This window comes from Halolamina salina (assembly GCF_042678005.1).
Lineage (GTDB): Archaea > Halobacteriota > Halobacteria > Halobacteriales > Haloferacaceae > Halolamina > Halolamina salina.
Genome location: NZ_JBHUDH010000103.1, coordinates 7,732 through 26,086, shown reverse-complemented (window position 1 = coordinate 26,086; position 18,355 = coordinate 7,732). Strand labels below are relative to the sequence as shown.

19 protein-coding genes and 1 pseudogene are annotated in these 18,355 nt (G+C 68.2%); 9 read left to right on the top strand and 11 right to left on the bottom strand.

Annotated elements, in window-relative coordinates; genetic code table 11:
- Positions 1-69: 69 nt before the first annotated feature.
- Positions 70-1,833, bottom strand: a complete 1,764-nt coding sequence (locus tag ACFR9S_RS09520) for a hybrid sensor histidine kinase/response regulator (protein WP_379730943.1) — start codon at positions 1,831-1,833, stop codon at positions 70-72.
- 104 nt (positions 1,834-1,937) lie between these two features.
- Positions 1,938-3,461, bottom strand: coding sequence for an aldehyde dehydrogenase family protein (locus ACFR9S_RS09515; RefSeq protein WP_379730942.1), 1,524 nt, complete (start codon positions 3,459-3,461; stop codon positions 1,938-1,940).
- A gap of 144 nt (positions 3,462-3,605) precedes the next feature.
- Here ACFR9S_RS09515 and ACFR9S_RS09510 point away from each other — a divergent pair, with 144 nt between their 5' ends.
- Positions 3,606-3,953 carry a hypothetical protein gene (locus ACFR9S_RS09510; RefSeq protein ID WP_379730941.1) on the top strand — a complete coding sequence of 116 codons (348 nt, stop codon included), beginning with the start codon at positions 3,606-3,608 and terminating at the stop codon, positions 3,951-3,953.
- Positions 3,954-3,956: 3 nt separating this feature from the next.
- On the opposite strand, the gene ACFR9S_RS09505 is transcribed toward ACFR9S_RS09510, so the two are convergent.
- The 6 genes from ACFR9S_RS09505 to ACFR9S_RS09480 form a co-directional block, all read right to left on the bottom strand.
- Positions 3,957-4,787: an RIO1 family regulatory kinase/ATPase domain-containing protein gene (locus ACFR9S_RS09505; protein WP_379730940.1), complete on the bottom strand. Its 831-nt coding sequence runs from the start codon at positions 4,785-4,787 to the stop codon at positions 3,957-3,959.
- A 111-nt stretch (positions 4,788-4,898) separates the two neighbouring features.
- Positions 4,899-5,135 (bottom strand): hypothetical protein, encoded by a 237-nt coding sequence (locus ACFR9S_RS09500; RefSeq protein WP_379730939.1) that lies wholly within the window; start codon positions 5,133-5,135, stop codon positions 4,899-4,901.
- A complete protein-coding gene (gene cydB, locus ACFR9S_RS09495) occupies positions 5,128-6,123 on the bottom strand; it encodes a cytochrome d ubiquinol oxidase subunit II (protein WP_379818500.1) in 996 nt (331 codons plus the stop codon). Before cydB ends, ACFR9S_RS09500 begins: the two co-directional genes overlap by 8 nt.
- Positions 6,116-7,549, bottom strand: a complete 1,434-nt coding sequence (locus ACFR9S_RS09490) for a cytochrome ubiquinol oxidase subunit I (RefSeq protein ID WP_379732413.1) — start codon at positions 7,547-7,549, stop codon at positions 6,116-6,118. The genes cydB and ACFR9S_RS09490 overlap by 8 nt, the downstream gene beginning before the upstream one ends.
- A 139-nt stretch (positions 7,550-7,688) precedes the next feature.
- Entirely contained in the window at positions 7,689-8,726 is a 1,038-nt protein-coding gene (locus tag ACFR9S_RS09485) for a zinc-dependent alcohol dehydrogenase family protein (RefSeq protein WP_379818498.1), read from the bottom strand.
- Between the two features lie 62 nt (positions 8,727-8,788).
- Entirely contained in the window at positions 8,789-9,766 is a 978-nt protein-coding gene (locus tag ACFR9S_RS09480) for a deoxyhypusine synthase (RefSeq protein ID WP_379730760.1), read from the bottom strand.
- A gap of 140 nt (positions 9,767-9,906) precedes the next feature.
- Between ACFR9S_RS09480 and ACFR9S_RS09475 the strand changes: the two genes are divergently transcribed.
- From ACFR9S_RS09475 to ACFR9S_RS09460, 4 genes are read left to right on the top strand one after another with little or no spacing between them, the layout of a single operon-like run.
- Positions 9,907-10,407 carry a GNAT family N-acetyltransferase gene (locus tag ACFR9S_RS09475; protein ID WP_379818497.1) on the top strand — a complete coding sequence of 167 codons (501 nt, stop codon included), beginning with the start codon at positions 9,907-9,909 and terminating at the stop codon, positions 10,405-10,407.
- A 51-nt stretch (positions 10,408-10,458) separates the two neighbouring features.
- Positions 10,459-11,430 carry an ABC transporter ATP-binding protein gene (locus tag ACFR9S_RS09470; RefSeq protein ID WP_379730758.1) on the top strand — a complete coding sequence of 324 codons (972 nt, stop codon included), beginning with the start codon at positions 10,459-10,461 and terminating at the stop codon, positions 11,428-11,430.
- Positions 11,423-12,211, top strand: a complete 789-nt coding sequence (locus ACFR9S_RS09465) for an ABC transporter permease subunit (RefSeq protein ID WP_379730757.1) — start codon at positions 11,423-11,425, stop codon at positions 12,209-12,211. The genes ACFR9S_RS09470 and ACFR9S_RS09465 overlap by 8 nt, the downstream gene beginning before the upstream one ends.
- On the top strand, positions 12,208-13,017 hold the full coding sequence (locus ACFR9S_RS09460; protein WP_379818496.1) for an ABC transporter permease subunit: 810 nt from the start codon (positions 12,208-12,210) through the stop codon (positions 13,015-13,017). The genes ACFR9S_RS09465 and ACFR9S_RS09460 overlap by 4 nt, the downstream gene beginning before the upstream one ends.
- Here ACFR9S_RS09460 and ACFR9S_RS09455 read toward each other — a convergent pair.
- Positions 13,014-13,409 (bottom strand): helix-turn-helix domain-containing protein, encoded by a 396-nt coding sequence (locus tag ACFR9S_RS09455; protein ID WP_379730755.1) that lies wholly within the window; start codon positions 13,407-13,409, stop codon positions 13,014-13,016. The two genes, ACFR9S_RS09460 and ACFR9S_RS09455, sit on opposite strands and share 4 nt — an antisense overlap.
- A 41-nt stretch (positions 13,410-13,450) precedes the next feature.
- Between ACFR9S_RS09455 and ACFR9S_RS09450 the strand changes: the two genes are divergently transcribed.
- Positions 13,451-13,831 (top strand): hypothetical protein, encoded by a 381-nt coding sequence (locus ACFR9S_RS09450; RefSeq protein ID WP_379818495.1) that lies wholly within the window; start codon positions 13,451-13,453, stop codon positions 13,829-13,831.
- Positions 13,832-13,889: 58 nt separating this feature from the next.
- On the opposite strand, the gene ACFR9S_RS09445 is transcribed toward ACFR9S_RS09450, so the two are convergent.
- Entirely contained in the window at positions 13,890-14,330 is a 441-nt protein-coding gene (locus ACFR9S_RS09445; RefSeq protein ID WP_379730753.1) for a DUF6691 family protein, read from the bottom strand.
- Entirely contained in the window at positions 14,327-14,878 is a 552-nt protein-coding gene (locus ACFR9S_RS09440) for a YeeE/YedE family protein (protein ID WP_379730752.1), read from the bottom strand. Before ACFR9S_RS09440 ends, ACFR9S_RS09445 begins: the two co-directional genes overlap by 4 nt.
- A gap of 416 nt (positions 14,879-15,294) precedes the next feature.
- Between ACFR9S_RS09440 and ACFR9S_RS09435 the strand changes: the two genes are divergently transcribed.
- The 3 genes and pseudogenes from ACFR9S_RS09435 to ACFR9S_RS09425 all read left to right on the top strand — a co-directional run.
- On the top strand, positions 15,295-16,977 hold the full coding sequence (locus tag ACFR9S_RS09435; RefSeq protein WP_379730751.1) for an ABC transporter substrate-binding protein: 1,683 nt from the start codon (positions 15,295-15,297) through the stop codon (positions 16,975-16,977).
- Positions 16,978-17,000: 23 nt separating this feature from the next.
- On the top strand, positions 17,001-17,987 hold the full coding sequence (locus tag ACFR9S_RS09430) for an ABC transporter permease (protein WP_379730749.1): 987 nt from the start codon (positions 17,001-17,003) through the stop codon (positions 17,985-17,987).
- 34 nt (positions 17,988-18,021) lie between these two features.
- A pseudogene (locus ACFR9S_RS09425) lies at positions 18,022-18,355 on the top strand (ABC transporter permease); the annotation flags it as partial.

Here is an 18,355-nt window from a genome sequence, read left to right as displayed (position 1 = left end):
CCGCCGCCGAGCACCTACGGAAAGCCGAGAGCCGAGTGATGGCGGCGGTGCTGGACGTGGAGGCGTGAGTCAGGGCTCGTCGACGCCGGTGAACTCGAAGCGCGCCCCGCCGTCCTCGCTCCCGACGAGCCGGACCGACCAGTCGTGGGCCTCGGCCACCTGCTCGACGATCGCGAGGCCGAACCCTGTCCCGTCGCCGGTGGTGTAGCCCGTCTCGAACACCGATTCGCGTTCGCTCTCTGGGACGCCCGGCCCGTCGTCCGCGACGAAGAAGCCGCCGTCGAGGTCGCCGACGGTGATGGTGACCCCCGGGGCGCCGTGCTCGACGGCGTTGCGGAAGAGGTTCTCGAACAGCTGTGCGAGCCGGCTCCGGTCGGCCACCACCGTTCCCTCCGCGGGCAGTCGCAGTTCGGCGTCGCCGGTGACGACGCCCGCCCACGCGTTCGCCGCCTCCTCGGCTATCTCGACCGGCTCCGGGTCGGTCACGAACTCGCCCTCCCGGGCGAGGGTGAGGAGGCTGTCGATCAGCGCGTTCATCCGCTCGTGGGCGTCGGCGACGTGTTCGAGGTGCTCGCTGTCACACTCCTCGGCGGCCAGTTCGAGCCGCCCCTCCGCGACGTTCAGGGGGTTTCGCAGGTCGTGAGAGACGATCGAGGCGAACCGTTCGAGCCGACGCTCCCGTTCCTTCCGCGCCGAGATGTCCCGGCTGATCACCGCGAACAGCGGCTCGTCGTCGGTGGCGATGCGCCGGATGTGTACCTCGACGGGGAACGTCGAGCCGTCGGCCCGCTCGTAGTTCCCCTCGAACCGGCGGCTGTCGCCCGGCTCCATGCGTTGCCAGATTTCGGCGGCCGACTCGGAATCGATCGAGCAGTCGACCTCCCAGACCTTCATCCCGATCAGCTCCTCGCGGTCGTAGCCGGTCTTCTCACACAGTCGGGCGTTGGGTTCGTAGATCGTCCCCTCGACGTCGTGGACGTTGATCATGTCCGGCGACTGCTCGAACAGCGCCTCCAGCCGCGCGGTGGTCTCCGCCAAGCGGTTCTCCCGGCGCTCGCGCTCGGTCACGTCGGTGATGAACCCCTCGATGGCGACCAGTTCGCCGTCCTCGTACGCGCCGCGGCCGCGCTCCCACACCCAGCGCGTCTCGCCGTCGCGGGTCCGGATCCGGTAGTTCACCTCGAACGTCCCCCGGTCGTCGATCGACGACTGCACCCGCTCCCACATCTCCTCGCGGTCCGCGGGGTGGATGACCTCTTCCCCCCAGACCACGTCGCCGCGCTCCAGCGCCTCGGCGTCGTAGCCGGTCAGTTCCTCGACCTCGCCCTCGACGGTCTCCATCGGCCAGTCGGGCTCGTTCCGGCAGCGGTAGACCATCCCCGGGAGGGTGTCGATCAGGCGCTCCAGCCGCCGGGTCCGACGGGTGAGCAACTGCTCGGAGCGGGCGGCCTCGACGGCGTTGACGATACGGTTGGCCAGCACCGCGTACTGGCCGGTGCCGCTGTCCTTCTGGAGGTAGTCGGTGACGCCCGCGGAGATGGCGTCGCTGGCGATCTCCTCGCTCCCCTTCCCCGTGTAGAGGACGAAGGGAAGGTCGGGGTAGTCGGCGCGTACGGCTTCGAGCAGTTCGATCCCGGACCGACCCGGTAGCTCGTAGTCGGCGACGACGCAGTCGACGTCCTCGCCGATCCGTTCGAGCGCTTCGTCGGCGTCCGCGGCCGTCTCGACGGAGATCCGGTCGTTCTCCCGTTCGAGAAACGTCGCGGTCAGAGCCGCGAGATCCCGGTCGTCGTCGACGTGGAGGACACGGATCGCGCCGCCGAACTCGTCCATCGCTGTTCGCCGTAGGGGAGAGGGCGTGGCGGCAAAAAGGCGGGGGTGAATCTGTTACGGTCCGACAGCAACGGGAAGGCGCGCTCGAACGCGCACCGGCGGCGTCAGTCGTCGCTGGTCTTGATATCCGCGCTCAGCCCCTGTGCCATCTCGATCTCCTTCGAGTTGTTCAGGGTCCAGGCGGTGCGCTCGGTGACGGCCTCGATGACCTCACGCGCGCTGGGGTAGCCGTTGCCGGACTTCTTCACGCCGCCGAAGGGGAGTTGGACCTCCGCGCCGATGCAGGGGAGGTTGCCGTAGGCCAGCCCGACCTCGGCGTTGTCGCGGTAGTAGTTGATCTGCCGGTAGTCCTCCGAGATGATGGCGCCGGCGAGGCCGTACTCGGTGTCGTTGTGGATCTCGACGGCGTCCTCGATGTCGCCGCTGTACTTCAGCAGCGCCACGTGCGGGCCGAACACTTCCTCGTGAGTGCAGCGCAGGTCCTCGTGGGGATCGGCCTCGTAGACGAACGGGCCGACCCAGTGGCCGTCCTCGTGACCGTCGGGGATCTCGTCGTCGTCGAGTTCCTCGCGGTCGACGAGCACGTTCACGCCCTCGTCCTTCGCGAGTTGGTTGTACTTCGAGACCTTCTCCTTGTGCTCCTCCTCGATCAGCGGCCCCATGAACGTGTTCTCGTCGAGCGGGTCGCCGACGGCGACCTTCTTCGCGTTCTCGACGAAGCGCTCCTTGAACTCGTCGTACACGTCCTCGTGGACGACGAGCCGCTCGGAGGAGACACAGCGCTGGCCGGTCGTCTTGAAGCTGGACATGACCGCCGAGTGGACCGCCACGTCGAGGTCCGCCTCCTCGGTGATCACGATGTTGTTCTTCCCGCCCATCTCGGCGGCGACCAGCTTACCGGGCTCGCCGCCGACCTTGGAGGCGATCTCGTGGCCGACCTCCGCGCTGCCAGTGAAGAGGACGGTGTCGATCCGGCCGTCGTCGGTGATCGCCGCGCCGGCGTCGCCGAACCCTTGGACCATGTTGAACACGCCGTCCGGGATGCCCGACTCCTCGAACATCTCGGCGATGATCTGGCCGCACCACGGCGTCTGCTCGGCGGGCTTCCAGACGACGGTGTTGCCCTCGACCAGCGAGACGGCCATGTGCCAGAACGGGATCGCGACCGGGAAGTTCCACGGCGTGATACAGCCGACGACGCCGCGGGGCTTGCGCCGCATGTAGGCGTCCTTGCTCGCGATCTCGGAGGGAACGACGTCGCCCTTGGGGTGGCGGGCGTCGCCGGCGGCCCACTCGACCATGTGCCACGCCTCGGTCACGTCGGCTTTGCCCTCGGAGATCTCCTTGCCGCACTCCTTGGTGACGATCTCGCCGAGCTCCTCGTGACGCTCCTTGAGCTCGTGGTAGATGTCCCAGAGGTACTCCGCGCGGTCGATGTGGGAGAGCTCCTTCCACTCCTCGAACGCCTCGTCGGCGGCGGCGATCGCCTCGTCGACGTCGTCCTCGGTGCCGCGGTGGAACTCCCCGAGCGTCTCGCCGTTGGCGGGGTTCTCGCTGGTGAACGTCTCGCTGCCGGTGCCCTCGACCCACTCGCCGTCGATGTAGTGCTTGTAGGGTTCGCTGCTCATGTGTACGGAGAGTGGGGGCGTCTGCGTGAAAAACCCTGCCGGTCGGTGGTTGGCGTCGGCGGGAACCGAGTGGCTGGTCGGAACGCCGTCGGCGGGGCGTCGATGCCAGATGACTTATTGTGGAGCCGTCTGTGCGCTCGGCGTATGGCAGTCGGACTGCTGTTCGGCGCGTTCTGGGCCGGCCTCGGGATCCTCATGTGGTGGTGGCCTGCCGCGATCTTCGTCGCCTTCAGCTCTGACGACGTGACGCCGGGCGCACGGGCGTTCGCCGTCGGCGCCATCTTCGTCGGTATCGCGTTTCTCACCCTCGAAACGTCCCGAGTCGGGATCGGCGACAGTTTCCCGGCGACCGCAGTGGTCGTCGGCGTTCTGCTCCTGATAAAGCCGGTAAACGTCCTCGGAGCGGACGAGGAGGGCACGGTCACCCCGCGACGGCTCGGAGCAGCGCTGACCGTCGGCGGGACCGTTCTGCTCGTCACGTCCGTGGTGTAAACGCTACCGGCCGCGCTCGGCCTCGCCCGCCCGCGTCTCGATCTCGCCCTTCAGCGCCGTCGCCGCGAACGTGTGGTCCGGGCGAACCGAGACGAAGTCGAGGAACTCCCGGGCCGCCAGCAGTTCGCTCTCGTCGTAGTGTTCGAGCGCCGCGCCGACGGCGGCCTTCGCGCCGATCAGCGGTTCCAGCGCCGCGAGCGCACACGCGAGGTCGTAGGACCGCGCGGCGGCCATCGTCGCTCCGCCGCTCTCGTCCTCCCGGACGTTGGTGGCGTCGATGACGTAGATCTCCCCATCGACCACGAGCACGTTCTCCGCGCGCAGGTCGCCGTGGGCCAGCCCGTGGTCGTGCATCCGGCGGAGCGCCGCGAACACGTCGGGGGCGAGTTCGCGCTCCCGCGCCTCGTCGAGTTCGTCGAGCGTGTCGAAGGCGGGGATGTACTCCATCACCAGCACCCCCATCCCCTCGACCTCCAGCGCCTCGATCGGCTCGGGGGCGTTCACGCCCACCTCGCGCAGGCGCTCGGTCGCCTCCAGTTCGTGTTCGGCCATCTGGTAGGGGGTGCCGTAGTGGCCGAAAAACCCCTCCGTCCCCGAGGAGAACGCCCCGAGGTTCCGGGTCGCGGTGAACAGCGCGTGGACCAAGGAGTTCTGCTCGGTCACCAGCTTCACGAAGTACTCGCCGTCGAGCACCAGCGGCGTCGAGAGCCAGTTGTCGGCGTCGAGAAACCGCACGTGGACCGACTCGCGGTCGTACCGCTCGGCGAGCTCGCGAACGACCGTCTCGATCCGCTCCCAGTCCGGACTCCCCCGGACGACCCGCCGCAGTTCCATCACGTCGGCGTTGGAGGGGGGAGGAGATAAACGACCGTGGCCGACCGGTCAGTCACAATTTCCAAACATCCCGAGAATCCCGGCCCGGGCACGAACTCCACCCGGCCCGGACTACCCGCCGGCGCCCAGCCGAGCGTCGATCGACCGCTGCACCAGTTCGTTCACGTTGTACAGCAGGATGCCGACCGAGAGCAGCGTGGTCGCGAAGTAGACGACCAGCGCGGGCGGGCCGCCGACGGTGGTGCCGAGGACCCCGCCGGCGAGGCCGACGACGGTGAGCTCCGCCCACGTCACGACGATCCGGGAGCCGAGGCTCGGGGACTCCGACGCGGCGTCGGCCTCAGCCATACGACGCCTCCGCGTCGATCGGGCCGCTGAACACGGAGTAGAGCACGCCGAAGTACGACAGCACGATCGGTAGCAGGAATGCCATCATGATCGTCATCAGGTTCAGCGGCAGGGTCGAGACGATCCCCTCCGAGACGGGGATGCCGGCCGCACGGTCGATCGCGGGGAACATCGCCGTGGCGATCACGCCGACCAGCGCGGCGACCAGCCCCGCGACCGTCGCGAACGCGACGTGGTACTGCCCCTGCCGCGTGGCGACGACGTAGCCCGCGGCCAGCGCGATCGACAGCAGCACCAGCCCGATCACGGGGGCCGAGAGCAGCGCCGACTGCAGGCCGGGCGTGGTGACGTACACCGCCGCGAGCGTGAGCGCGACGAGGCCGACGTAGGCGGCGACCGCGCGGATCCCGTACCGGCTGGCGTCGTCCCGGAGCGAGCCGCGGGTCTTCAGCCCGAGGAAGGCAGCCCCGTCGGCGACGGTCAGCCCGCCGACCGCGAGGCCGCCGAGCAGTCCCGGGATCGAGACGATGCCGCCGACACCGGTGAGCCAGTTGATCGCGAACATCCCGAGCAGGAACGGCGTCAGCGCGCTGCCGGCGACGAAGGAGTAGCCCCAGTAGCGCCGCCACTGCTCGTCCTCGCGCTCCTCGTACATCTCCGGGGCGAGCCCTCTGAGTCCGAGCGCGGCCAGGATCGCGAACATCAGCAGGTAGTAGCGGCTGAACAGGTTGGCGTACACCGACGGGAAGGCGGCGAACAGCGCGCCGCCGAACACCACCAGCCACACCTCGTTGCCGTCCCAGAACGGGCCGATCGCGGCCAGCAGCGTCTCCTTCTCGTGGTCGTCCTCGCGGGTCGCGAACAGGATGCCGATCCCGAAGTCGAACCCGTCGAGGAAGAGGAACATCCCCAGCACGAAGAACACGAGCCCGAACCAGATCGCGGGCAGCGGCAGCCCGAACAACGGCTCGCCGGCGAGGTCAATCATCGACGCTCACCTCCGCTTCCGGCGGGGCGTCCGTGCCCGCGTCGCGCTCGACGCTCCCCTCGTCGATCTCGGGCGGGCCGTGCTTGATGATCCGCCGGATCACGTAGGTGTACAGCACCAACAGCAGCGCGTAGCCGCCGACGAAGCCCGCAAGGGTGAACGTCGCCTCCGCGCCGGTCAAGTTCGTCGAGACGCCCTGCTCGGTCAACAACACGTCCTGAATCAGCCACGGCTGGCGGCCGACCTCGGTGACGATCCAGCCCGTCTCGACGGCGACGATCCCCAGCAGCGACGAGCCCATGAACGCCTTGTGGAGCAGGTCGTCGTCGACCAGATCCCCGCGGTACCAGCGGAACGCCGCCCAGAACGCCAGCAGGATGAACCAGAAGCCGAGGCCGACCATGATGCGGAACGCCCAGAACACGATCGCCACCGGCGGCGCCGCCGCCTCGAAGGAGTTCAGCCCGCGGATCTCCGCCTGCGGGTTCCCGCCGCTGGCGAGCCACGACGCGCCGCCGGGGATGCCGATCCCGAACAGCTCCTTCGCCCGCGGGTCGAGGATGTGCGAAGGATCGGTCGGGAACGCGATGATGTACTCCGGGACGTACGTGTCCGTCTCCCACAGCGCCTCCATCGCGGCGAACTTCTGTGGCTGGGTCTCGTACACGTGCCGGGCGTACAGGTCGCCGTGGAGCACCTGCAGCGGGGCGGTGATCACGAGCGCGACGATCGCGATCTTGAGCGTCTTCACCCAGAACGCCGCGTTCTCCACCTCGTCGCCCCGGACGTGGTGTTTGTACACGAAGTAGGCGGCGACGCCGGCCATAAAGAGCGCGACCGACTCCACCGCCGAGTTCTGCATGTGGATGAACATGTACTGGAACCGGGGGTTGAGGTACGCCGCCATCGGATCCGTGAGGTGGACGACCTCCTGCCCGCCCTCGTTGACGAGCTCGTACCCCCGCGGAGTCTGCATCCAGGAGTTGGCGATCAGGATCCACACCGCCGAGAGCCACGTCCCCAGCCCGACCGCGACGCTGGTGAGGAAGTAGAACGTGTCCGAGACGCGCTCGCGGCCGTAGAGGAAGATGCCGAGGAACGTCGCCTCGAGCATGAACGCCATCATCCCCTCCGTCGCCAGCGGGCCGCCGAACAGCTCGCCGGCGAACGTCGAGAACGCCGCGAAGTTGGTGCCGAACTCGAACTCCAGCACGAGCCCGGTGACGGTGCCGACGACGAAGCTGACCGCGAAGATCTTGACCCAGAACCGCCGTAGCTGCTCGTAGACCGCCTCGCCGGTCCGGATCTCCTTCCAGGTGAAGTAGATCAGAAACGGTGCGAGCCCCATGCTCATCACGGGGAAGATGATGTGGACGATCGTCGTGACGGCGAACTGGAGCCGGCTCGCCGCGACGGGGTCAACCATGTCGGTCCCCCCCTTCGCGGCAGCCGGCGCCGCCCCCGGCCGGCCCGACGCTCCCGTGGTCGACGACGTACCTGTTGGTCATTGCTCTACTGGCCGTTGTGTACGACGCGAAGTTAACTCTGGCCCGTCGGATCGGACGCTACGGCTTCACTAACACTTTCACCGCGTCGCGCTCGTCCATCGCGCGGTACCCCTCATCGATGTCCCGCAGGTCGACCTCCTTCGTGAACACCGGCGAGGGGTCGAGCGTCCCCTGCAGCACGTCGGCCATCAGTTCCTCGGCGTACGCCCGGACGGGCGCGACGCCGCCCTCGAGGCTCACGTTCTTCCCGAACGCGGTGCCGATGAACTCGGCGTTCTCGACGCCGCTGGGGACGCCGACGTAGCCCACGGTGCCGCCGGGGCGGGCGACCTCGAAGGCGGTCTCCATCGACGACTGCGCGCCGACGCACTCCATCACGTGGTTCGCGCCGCCGTGGGTGAGCTCTTTGGCGCGCTCGACGGCCTCCTCACCGCGGGCAGCGATCGTGTCGGTCGCGCCCAGTTCCTCGGCGATCTCGAGGCGGTCCTCGTGGTGGCCCATCGCGATCACGCGCTCGGCGCCCAGCCGCTTGGCGGCCGCGACGCCACACAGCCCGACCGCGCCGTCGCCGATCACGACCGCGGTGTCGCCGGCCTCGACGCCCGCGCTGACGGCGGCGTGGTGGCCCGTGCACATCACGTCGGTCAGCGGGAGCAGCGACCGCAGGGTCTCCTCGTCGTCGGCGTGACGGTCGGGCACGCGGATCAGCGTGCCGTCGGCGTGTTCGGTGTGGACGTACTCGGCCTGTGCACCGCTGTTCGGGCCTGTCCAGCCGCCGCCCTCGACACAGGAGGTGTGCAGCCCCTTCCGGCAGAACTCACACTCCCCGCAGCTCGTCGAGAACGGGCCGAACACGCGGTCGCCCGGCTCGACGCTGGTCACGTCGTCGCCGACCGCCTCGACGATCCCCATCGGCTCGTGGCCGATCCCCGTTCCCGCTTCGCGGTCCTGATAGCCGCGATAGGGCCAGAGGTCAGAGCCGCAGACCGCGGTGTGGGTCACCCGGACGACGGCGTCCGTCGGGCTCTCGATTTCGGGTTCGGGGCGGTCCTCCACGCGGATGTCGCCTTCGCCGTAGAACACTGCAGCGTCCATGTTCGGACGTGGTGTCGGAACGCGCAAAAATCCGTCCGTCCCGGCGGTCTGGGTACCGACGGTTACGTATCTGCAAACGCCCCCGCCACCAACAGCGGGAACACGAGCGTCGCCTCGGCCTGCACCTGCGTGTAGTTGGTCTCCTCCTCCTTGATCTTCCCCCACGAGACGGCCTCGTTCGGCGGCGCGCCCGACAGCGAGCCGTCGCCCTCCATCCCGGTGGAAATGTAGACGGCGTAGTCGGCGCCGCCGCGGAACAGGTTCGTCATGATCGCGTGGTGTTTGGGGACGCCGCCGCCGACGACCAGCAGCCCGGTGGTGTCCGCGAGCATCCCGTTCTCGATCAGGTCGTCGTAGTCGGCCATTATCTCGATGCCGATGTCGGTGTCGTGCTGCTTGCGGTAGTAGTAGAGGAAGTTCCCGACCTCGGCGTCGTTGAGCGCCGGGCAGTAGACGGGCACGTCGTTGTCCGCGGCCTGCTTGAGCACGGAGTCGGGGTCGTCGAGCGTCTTCCCGAGCTCACGGGAGAACTCCGTCGGCGTGCGGACCTTCTCCTCGGCGAAGAAGTCGTCGAAGAAGTCGTAGAGGTACTCTTCGAGCCAGACGTAGCGGTCCGAGGGGACGTAGATGTTCCCGAGGCGGTTGATCCCCTCCTCGCGGAGTTCGGCCTCGTCGGCGTCCCACTCGCCCATCTTGAACGGCTTCTCGGTCTTGATCACGTCCTCGGTCAGCGAGCCGGAGGTGGTGATGATCACGTCGACGAACCCCTCGCGAACGAGGTAGGCGACGACCTCCCGCAGCCCCGAGGAGATGATGTTCGACGTCAGCGTCAGGTAGATCTTCGCGTCCTCCTCGCGCATCTGTTTCGCGATGTCGACCGCCTCGGCGAGGTGGGTGGCCTGAAAACCGGTCGTCGCGTACGCCTCCAGCATCTCGCCCAGGTCGAACTCGCCGCGGAAGTCGTAGCCCCGCACCGCCTCGCCGCCGGGCTCGGTCTCGCTGCCCGGAACGACGTGTTCGTGGCTCTCGTCTTCGTCCATACCGGCGGTAGCTGGCCGGGACTCTTGAACTGCGTGGGTTGGCCCGGCGAGCGCGCCTGTGGGCACCGACCCGGGACAGCCACGAGCCGTCGATCTGCCGCGAAGCGAAGGCCGAAAGGCGCCGACGACGTACCGCCGGTGTGAGCCTCTCGATCCGCCGCTTCCGCCCCGCCGACCGCGACGCCGTCGACGAGACCGTCGAGGCCGCCCTCCGCTCGGCCGACGCCTACTTCGAGGACGTGCCCGAACTCGAGGACGACGACATCCTCGCGGAGTACGTCGACGCCGGCGGGGAGTTCCTCGTCGGCGAGGACGGCGGGGCGATCGTCGCGACGGGCGCGTTCCGGCCGCCGAAAGGCGTCGTCACTGAGTTCGTCGACCCCGCGGGCGCCGCGGAACTCAAGCGGATGCACGTCCACCCCGACCGCCACCGCGAGGGGATCGGGCAGGCGATGTACGACGAACTCGAGGCCCGCGCTCGCGAGCGCGGGTACGAGCGGTTCGTCCTCTCGACGACCGGCCGACAGGAGCCGGCACACGCGTTCTACGAGGCCAACGGCTTCGAGCGCGTTGGATCGACGACCGCCGACGTGCCGGGAACGACGCTCGAGATCCTCGTGTTCGAGAAGTCGTTCGACTGAGGCTCCGTCCGGCGGTATCTTGATCACGTCGCCGCCCCTCCGTCCCCGGCAATGCCCGCGATCCGGACCGACGGCCTGACCAAGTACTACGGCGACGTGCGGGGGATCGAGGACCTCTCCCTCTCCGTCGAGGAGGGGGAGGTGTTCGGCTTCCTCGGCCCGAACGGCGCCGGGAAGACCACCGTCATCCGGACGCTGCTGGGGTTCCAGTCGCCCACTCGGGGCTCGGCGACGGTGCTCGGCGCCGACGTGGAGGACGCCGAGGCGCTGCGGGAAGCCCGATCTCGTGTTGGCTACCTCCCGAGCGAGCCCGGCTTCGACGAGCGCGTCACCGGCCGACGGCTGCTGGAGTACCACGGCGAACTCCGGGGCGACACGCGCAGCGACGAACTGCTCGAACTGTTCGACCCGCCGCTGGATCGCCCCGTCGGCGATTACTCCCGCGGGAACCGACAGATGCTCGCGATCGTGCTCGCGTTCATGCACGACCCCGACCTGCTGATCATGGACGAGCCCACCTCGGGGCTGGACCCCCTGAAACAGGAGACGTTCCTGGAGTTCGTCCGGACCGAGCGCGAGCGCGGGACGACCTTCTTCTTCTCCTCGCACGTCCTGAGCGAGGTCCGGAAGGTCTGTGACCGCGTGGGGATCGTCCGCGACGGCCATCTCGTCGAAGTGTCGACCGTCGACTCGCTGCTGGACCGCAGCGGCAAGCAGGTCCGGGTCACGCTGGGCGACAGCCCCGACAAGGGGGCGTTCGACCTCCCGGGCGCCCACGACGTGACCGTCGGCGGTCGGACCCAGTGGGATGACGACGAAAACGCCAGCCGGGAAGACGGCGTCACCACCGTCTCGTTCACCTACACCGGCAGGTACGAGCCGTTGCTCCGGAGGTTGCTCGAACACGACCTCCGTGACCTCGCCATCGAGGAGGCGCCGCTGGAGGACGTGTTCATGCGGTTCTACGACACCGACGCCGAGGAGACCGTCGAACGGGTCGAGGCGGAGGCCGAGGATGCTTGAGACGGCACGCTACGAGGCGGAGAAGCGACTGCTCGGCTCGCTCGCGCTCGCGGGCGGGCTGGCGGCGTTCGCCGCGCTGATGGCGCTGCTCGCGCCGGGGCTGCTCGGCGAGGTCGACATGGCCGTGCTGGCCGAACAGCTCCCGCCGGCGTTCGTGGAGGCGTTCGACCTCGAGCGGATGGGGACGATCGAGGGGTTCCTCGCGATCGAACTCTACCAGTTTCTCTGGCTGATCGGCCTCGGGGCGTACGTGGCTTACGCCGCTGGCGGGGCGATCGCCGGCGACGTCGAGACGGGACGGATCGACACGCTGCTCGCGGCGCCGATCTCCCGGGCGCGCCTGCTGGCGGAGAACTACCTCGCCCTCCTCTCCCCGATCCTGCTCGCGAACGTCGCGGTGTTCGTCGCTGTCTTCGCCGCCACGCGGTTCGTGGGCGAGCCGATCGCGACCGCAGACCTCGTCGCCGTCCACGCGCTCTCGATCCCCTACTTCCTCTGCTGTGGCGCGTTCGGAACGCTCGCGTCGGTGACGGCGCCGGGACGGGTCGTCGCCGAGGGCGTCGCCGCGGGCGGGGTCGTCGGGACGTTCCTGCTGGAGACGATCGCGACGAGCACCGACCTCGACTGGCTGGGCGCCGTCGCGCCGATGCGGTACTACGACCCGACGGCGATCCTGACCGCGAGCGAGTACGACCTCGCGGGCGCCGGGATCCTACTCGTCACGACGGGCGTCCTGCTCGTAGCGAGCGCGGCGTGGTTCCGGGAGGTGGACCTCTCGTGAGGGCGCCGGAACGGTCGACGGTGTGGACCGTCGCCCGGTTCGAGGGGCGGGAGCGCCTGCGGACCAGCGCCGTCGTCGCGGCGCTGCTCTCGGCCTACGGCGCGCTGTTCGTCTGGGTCGGGCCGGAGCTGGTCGGCGGCGAGGAGCTGCAGGCCCTGCTCGACGCGATGCCGCCCGTACTGGTCGAACTGCTGGGGTTCGAGAGCCTCGCGTCGCTGTCGGGGCTGCTCGCCGGCGAGTACTACACGTTCGGCTGGCTCGTCGGCCTCGCGGGCTACGTGGCCTACACCGCCGCCGGCTCGATCGCGGGGGATATGGAGACCGACCGGATGGACACGCTGCTCGCGGCGCCGATCTCCCGGGGGAGCGTCCTCTCGGGGAACTTCCTCGCGCTGCTCGTGCCGATCGTCGTCGCCAACGCCGTAGTCCCCCCGGTGCTCGTCGTCGCGGCGGCGGCCGTCGGCGAATCGCTCCCGATCGGCGCGCTGCTCGCGCTCCACGCGCTCTCGGTCCCGTACCTGCTGTGCTGGGGGGCGGTGGGGCTGCTGCTGGGCGTCGTGATCGGTCGGAGCCGGCCCGCGGGCCGGATCGCGATCGCGCTCGTGTTCGCCTCGTGGCTGTTCGAGTCGGTGCTGGACGTGAGCGACTACGCCCGGGTCGGGGCGGTGACGCCGACGCGGTATCTCGACCCGTCGGCGGTGCTCGTGAGCGGGGAGTACGACCTGCTCGGGGCGGCGGTGTTGCTCGCCGCGACCGCGCTGCTCGTGGCCGCGAGCGCTCGGCTGTTCGCGGGTCGTGACCTCTAACTTTCGGCGACCGCCGGCTCGTCGCCGTACTTCTCGCCGAACTCGCCGATGAGCTGGCCCATCTTCGCGTACCAGTCGTTCAGCGTGCGCTGCATCTCGTCGGCGATCTCCTCAGCGTCGCGCGGGTAGTAGACGTGGTGGTAGCCGCCCTGTTCGTAGTTCACCTGCTCCTTCTGGATGAACCCCGCCGTGAGCAGCCGCTGGACCGAGCGGTACGCGGTGGAGCGCTCCCGGTCGACGGCGTCGGCGATCTCGTCGACGGTCACCCCCTCGCCGCGCTCGTTCAGCAGGCGGAACACGTCCTTGTCGATCTCCTTCAGGTCGTGGAAACACTCCAGCAGCCCCTCACACTCCATGTCCGACTGGAGCATCTCCCGCATCGAGTTCGCCATCCTTGGCTCACGGTAGCGGCCATTCGGGTAAAAGCGTTTGCGTGAACGACACAATACTGCGCTCCGAGGCCGTGAGCCGGCAGAGCGTGCCGCTCGTCTCTCTGCGGAGCCGGCAGACCGCAGCCAGCACGACGGCGCCGCTGACGAGGAACGCGGCGCCGAAGATCGGGACGGTGCTGCGGGTGTTCAGCGCCTCGATCCTGACACCGTCCCAAGCTTGTTGGCGGGACGGCGAGCAGCATCGCGGCGAAGTACCTCCCGATCTCGCCCTCGTCGACGAAATCGGTCGCGCCCGCGCCGACCCGCGCGCCGAGCGCGCTCCCGAGATGGTGAATCTGGAGGACGTCCGTACCGACTGCGACCGCGGCGGGCACACCCAGTTCAATCGGCAGCATGGCCCCTCGTCTTCTTGTTTTGTTTAGTGATCTCCACACAATTCTACTGCCGAACGAGTGGAGTCGGATGGGTCGTCGTGGTCGTTCAGGCGGTCGACCCCCGCGATCGGACGTAGCCCTGTACGTACGCGCCGACGAACATCCCGACGATCGCCCAGAGGATCGGGAGGTTCCCGATCCCGACGCTGGCGTAGGCCGCGCCCGGACAGATGCCCGAGACGCCCCACCCGACGCCGAAGATCACGCCGCCGACGACGACGTTGCTGTCGAACTCCTTCAGTCGGCGGGTGTACTCGGCCCCGGTCAGCGGAGCGGTAGCGTCCAGTCGGGTCGCGACGGCGAAGACGACCCCCGTTACGACCGCGGCGCCGCCCATCACGAACAGCAGGCCGAAGTCCTCGAACTGGAGGAAGTCGAGCACGACCTCCGGCCGGGCCATCCCGCTGATCGCGAGGCCGAGCCCGAAGATCAGCCCGCCGACGTAGATGACGGGCAGGAACAGCGGGTGGCGGTCGTCGGCGCTCACGGCGCCACCCCCACGGCCTGCACCAGCTGTGCCGTCCCGATCGCGAACGCGACGAACGTCGCGACGTTCACGAAGGAAGTGTTCGACAGCGAGCCGACGCCGCAGACGCCGTGGCCCGAGGTACACCCCTTGCCGAGGCGGGTCCCGATACCGACGAGGATACCCCCGCCGAGCAGCCGCCACCACTGTACGTCGGTCGTCCATACGCCGGGATCCGCTGCCGGCCCGAGCGCCGAGGAGAGCGAGGGCGTCGCGGTCGCCAGCACCGGCGCGAGCGCGAACGCCCAGAGTACGGCGCCGCTGACGATCCCGGCGGTGAAGACGAGACGCCAGCCGCGGGACTGGACGTACTTGAAGCGGTTGAAGCGATCCACGTCCGAGACGTACGACAGCGTCGACTCGAGGAACGTACTCGCGCCGGCGATGATCCCCGTCGAGAGGTAGATCGCCGCCGTGCCGGCGCCCACGAGCAGGCCGCCGAGCAGGTACGCCAGCATGCCGCGGGGGAACGGCTCTGCCGGGAGCAGGAGTGGTGTGGCTTCGAGCATCAGTCGATCACCGCCGCCTCGTCGGCGGCCAGTTGTGGCAACATATGGTCGACAACGTGCTCCACGAACTCGACGTTGTCTATCCGCTCCGAGTGACTACCGGGTCCACAGACTCGACTTCTCGCCGAGTTCGGTGATTGCTCTCGTTGTCGGGACTCCCGAGGTGGTGAGCGCCCCCGCAACGCATTCCGACCGTTGGGTTCCCGCGACGATCGAGTGAATCCAGCCGTCGCGGTCCGTGGACAAATATGAACAGTTCATACAACCGTTAGCGGAGCGCTCAGAGGTATTCAGCGCTCACAACCAGCTTTAACGGACGTGGTATGTATTCTCGTACTGAGTGACAGTGTGTACCAACCAGTTCACGCAGTCCCGCAGTTCGACTACCACGACCACCGCTGAGGAACATTAACACAATGACCGACGACATCACCGACGAGATCAACCTCGACCGACGCCGGTTCCTGCAGGCGACGAGCGCGAGCACCGCCGCGGCGATGCTGGCCGGCTGTGCCGGCGACCCGGGCGGCGAGGGCACCGGAACGACCGAGGGGACGCCGACCGGGGGGAGCGGCTCCTCCGACGACGAACTCTCGGTCATCTGGCCCGGCGGCGTGAACAACATCAACCCGCTCGGGTGGCTCACCATCCCAGACTACGACGCCGCCCGGATGATGTACGAGCCGCTGACGAGCGTCGACGCCGAGGGGCAGGCCATCGGCCACGTCGCCGAGGACTGGGAGACCTCCGACAACGGCGCTACCTACACCTGGACAATTCAGGACGGGATCACCTGGCACGACGGCGAGCCGCTGACCGCGGAGGACGTGGCGTTCACGTTCCGGTCGATCAAGGAGTACGAGTGGCCCTACCTCGGCTCGCTGTCGAGCGTCATCGCGGAGCCGAGCGAGATCACCGTCGAGGACGAGCACACCGTGACGACGCCGCTGACCCAGCCGTACGCGGCGCTGCCGCTGGTGCTCGCCGACCTCGGGCTGATCATTCCGAAGCACATCTGGTCGGAGTTCGACAGCCCCACCGACGTCTCGAACACGGAGAACCCGATCGGCAGCGGGCCGTTCGTGTTCGAGGAGCGCCAGCAGGACCAGTACATCAACTTCTCCGTCGACGACGACTACTGGGGCGAGGTGCCCGACTACGACAGCGTGAGCATCCAGATCGTCTCCTCGACGGACTCGCAGGTGCTGACGATGAAGGAGGGCAGCGGCGACATGCTGCGCCTCCAGCCCGGCCAGTACGTCGAAGAGATCGAGAGCGCGAACAACCTCCAAGTGGTCGAGGGCGGCTCGACGTACGTCACCTACATCGGCGTCAACACCAACCGCGCCCCTCTCTCCGATAAGGCGCTCCGGAAGGCGATGGCGTACGCGGTCGACCGCGAGACCGTCGCGGAGCTGGTCAACGCCGGCTACGCCACGCCGGGCTACTCCCCCGTCCCCCCGGGACTGGAGTTCTACCACAACTCGGACACGAACAGCTACGCCCACGATCTGGAGCAGGCTCGGAGCATCCTCTCCGACAACGGCTACGAACAGCAGGGTGACGGCCGGGTGACGCCCGACGGCGACCCCCTCGAACTCGTCCTCTCGATCCAGAACACGGGGAACTGGCCGCGCATCGCGGAGGTGCTCTCCCGCCAGCTCGGCGAGGTCGGCATCAGCGTCGAGGTCAACTCGATGGAGTCCAACGCCCACACCCAGAAGGTCTCCGTCGAGCAGGACTACGACCTCACGCTCAACACCTGGCGCGTCTGGTTCGACCCCGACCCGTTCCTCTCCCCGGTGTTCGAGGAGGAGGGGACGCTCAACACCAGCCAGTACCACAACGAGGAGTTCGACGAGCTCATGCGCCAGCAGCGTCGGGCGACCGACCCCGAGCAGCGACAGCAGCACCTCTACGACGCTCAGGAGATCCTGACCGAGGAACTCCCGTGGGTCGTCCTCTACTACCCGCAGCTGCTCCACGGCATGCGCTCCAGCGCGTGGGAGAACTTCAACCCGATCCCCCGCTACGGGATGCAGAGCCCCTACGGGCTCGAACCCGGGACTGGCCCGATGGTCCAGCTCGACCCCAAGTAGCGTCTCCCTCCACTCTCTAACGAATGGCAAACACCTCTTCGAAGAAAGCGTACATCGCCACACGAGTCCGGAACTACCTCGTCGCGTTCACCGCCATCCTCGCGGTGAACTTCGCGATCCCGCGGGTGATGCCCGGCGACCCGACGACACGGTTCGTCGGCCCGGGCTTCACGGAGGCAGCCCGGCAGGAACTCCTCCAGGAGTTCGGCCTGAACAGGCCCCTCTGGGAGCAGTTCCTGCTCTACCTGGCGAACACTCTCACTGGCGACTTCGGCGTCTCGTTCGCTCGATACCCGACCCCGGTCATGGACCTCATCGTCGAGCGGCTGCCGCGGACGCTGTACCTGATGGGCGCGAGCGTCACCATCAGCGTCGTGATCGGCATCCCGCTCGGCGCGTTCGCGGCCTGGAACTTCGGGGAGCGCGAGGACCTGTTCATCACGCAGTCCTCGCTGTTCTTCCGCTCGATCCCGACGTTCTGGCTCGCGATCCTGCTCGTGTTCGTCTTCGGCTACGTCATCCCGATCTTCCCGATCTCTGGGGCGACGGGCAGCGCGACTCACACGTCGTTTTTGGCGTACTTCGTCGACCTGACGTACCACACGGTGCTGCCCGTGGTGACGATGTCGGCGTACTTCCTCGCCGGCTACACGTTCCTGATGCGGGGGAGCCTGCTCGACATACTCCCGGAGAACTACATCAAGATCGCCGAGAGCAAGGGACTCTCCGAACGACAGGTGCTGTTCGGCCACGCCGTCCCGCCGGCGTTCCCGCCCGTGCTGACCCAACTCGGGTTCCAGATCGGGCGGCTCGCCGGCGGCGCGGTGCTGGTCGAGACCGTGTTCAGCTACCCGGGGATGGGACAGCTGATGTTCGAGGCGGTGTTGGCGCGGGACTACCCGGTCATCCAGGCGACGTTCTTCTTCCTCGCCGTCATGGTGCTCGGGTCGATGTTCCTCGCGGAGATCCTCTACACCATCATCGATCCACGGATCGGAGGCGGCGAATGATTGGGCAACAGACGACAACGACGGAGGTGAACAGATGAGCACGACCGAGGAGACGACCGACGGGAGTTCGAGCCGGCTGTTCGAGCGCTTCCGGCGGTTCCTGCGGGCGTTCCTGACCAACCGCAAGGGGCTGTTGGGAACGCTGCTGTTGGGGACGATCGTCTTCATCAGCGTCGCGGCCCCGCTGATCGCGCCGTACGATCCGGAGGCCTACGGGGTCGGCAAGGCGCTCGCACCCCCGTCGGTCGAACACCTGTTCGGCACCGACGACTTGGGCCGGGACGTGCTCTCCCGGTTCCTCTACGGCGGCCGGATCTCGCTGCTGGTCGGCGTCACGAGCGGCGTCGTCGCCACGCTGGCGGCGACGC

Excerpts from the sequence above, each read along its gene's own strand:
- ACFR9S_RS09520 (WP_379730943.1), bottom strand. The coding sequence starts at position 1,833 with ATGGACGAGTTCGGCGGCGCGATCCGTGTCCTCCACGTCGACGACGAC.
- ACFR9S_RS09515 (WP_379730942.1), bottom strand. The coding sequence starts at position 3,461 with ATGAGCAGCGAACCCTACAAGCACTACATCGACGGCGAGTGGGTCGAG.
- ACFR9S_RS09510 (WP_379730941.1), top strand. The coding sequence starts at position 3,606 with ATGGCAGTCGGACTGCTGTTCGGCGCGTTCTGGGCCGGCCTCGGGATC.
- ACFR9S_RS09505 (WP_379730940.1), bottom strand. The coding sequence starts at position 4,787 with ATGGAACTGCGGCGGGTCGTCCGGGGGAGTCCGGACTGGGAGCGGATC.
- ACFR9S_RS09500 (WP_379730939.1), bottom strand. The coding sequence starts at position 5,135 with ATGGCTGAGGCCGACGCCGCGTCGGAGTCCCCGAGCCTCGGCTCCCGG.
- cydB (WP_379818500.1), bottom strand. The coding sequence starts at position 6,123 with ATGATTGACCTCGCCGGCGAGCCGTTGTTCGGGCTGCCGCTGCCCGCG.
- ACFR9S_RS09490 (WP_379732413.1), bottom strand. The coding sequence starts at position 7,549 with ATGGTTGACCCCGTCGCGGCGAGCCGGCTCCAGTTCGCCGTCACGACG.
- ACFR9S_RS09485 (WP_379818498.1), bottom strand. The coding sequence starts at position 8,726 with ATGGACGCTGCAGTGTTCTACGGCGAAGGCGACATCCGCGTGGAGGAC.
- ACFR9S_RS09480 (WP_379730760.1), bottom strand. The coding sequence starts at position 9,766 with ATGGACGAAGACGAGAGCCACGAACACGTCGTTCCGGGCAGCGAGACC.
- ACFR9S_RS09470 (WP_379730758.1), top strand. The coding sequence starts at position 10,459 with ATGCCCGCGATCCGGACCGACGGCCTGACCAAGTACTACGGCGACGTG.
- ACFR9S_RS09465 (WP_379730757.1), top strand. The coding sequence starts at position 11,423 with ATGCTTGAGACGGCACGCTACGAGGCGGAGAAGCGACTGCTCGGCTCG.
- ACFR9S_RS09455 (WP_379730755.1), bottom strand. The coding sequence starts at position 13,409 with ATGGCGAACTCGATGCGGGAGATGCTCCAGTCGGACATGGAGTGTGAG.
- ACFR9S_RS09440 (WP_379730752.1), bottom strand. The coding sequence starts at position 14,878 with ATGCTCGAAGCCACACCACTCCTGCTCCCGGCAGAGCCGTTCCCCCGC.
- ACFR9S_RS09435 (WP_379730751.1), top strand. The coding sequence starts at position 15,295 with ATGACCGACGACATCACCGACGAGATCAACCTCGACCGACGCCGGTTC.
- ACFR9S_RS09430 (WP_379730749.1), top strand. The coding sequence starts at position 17,001 with ATGGCAAACACCTCTTCGAAGAAAGCGTACATCGCCACACGAGTCCGG.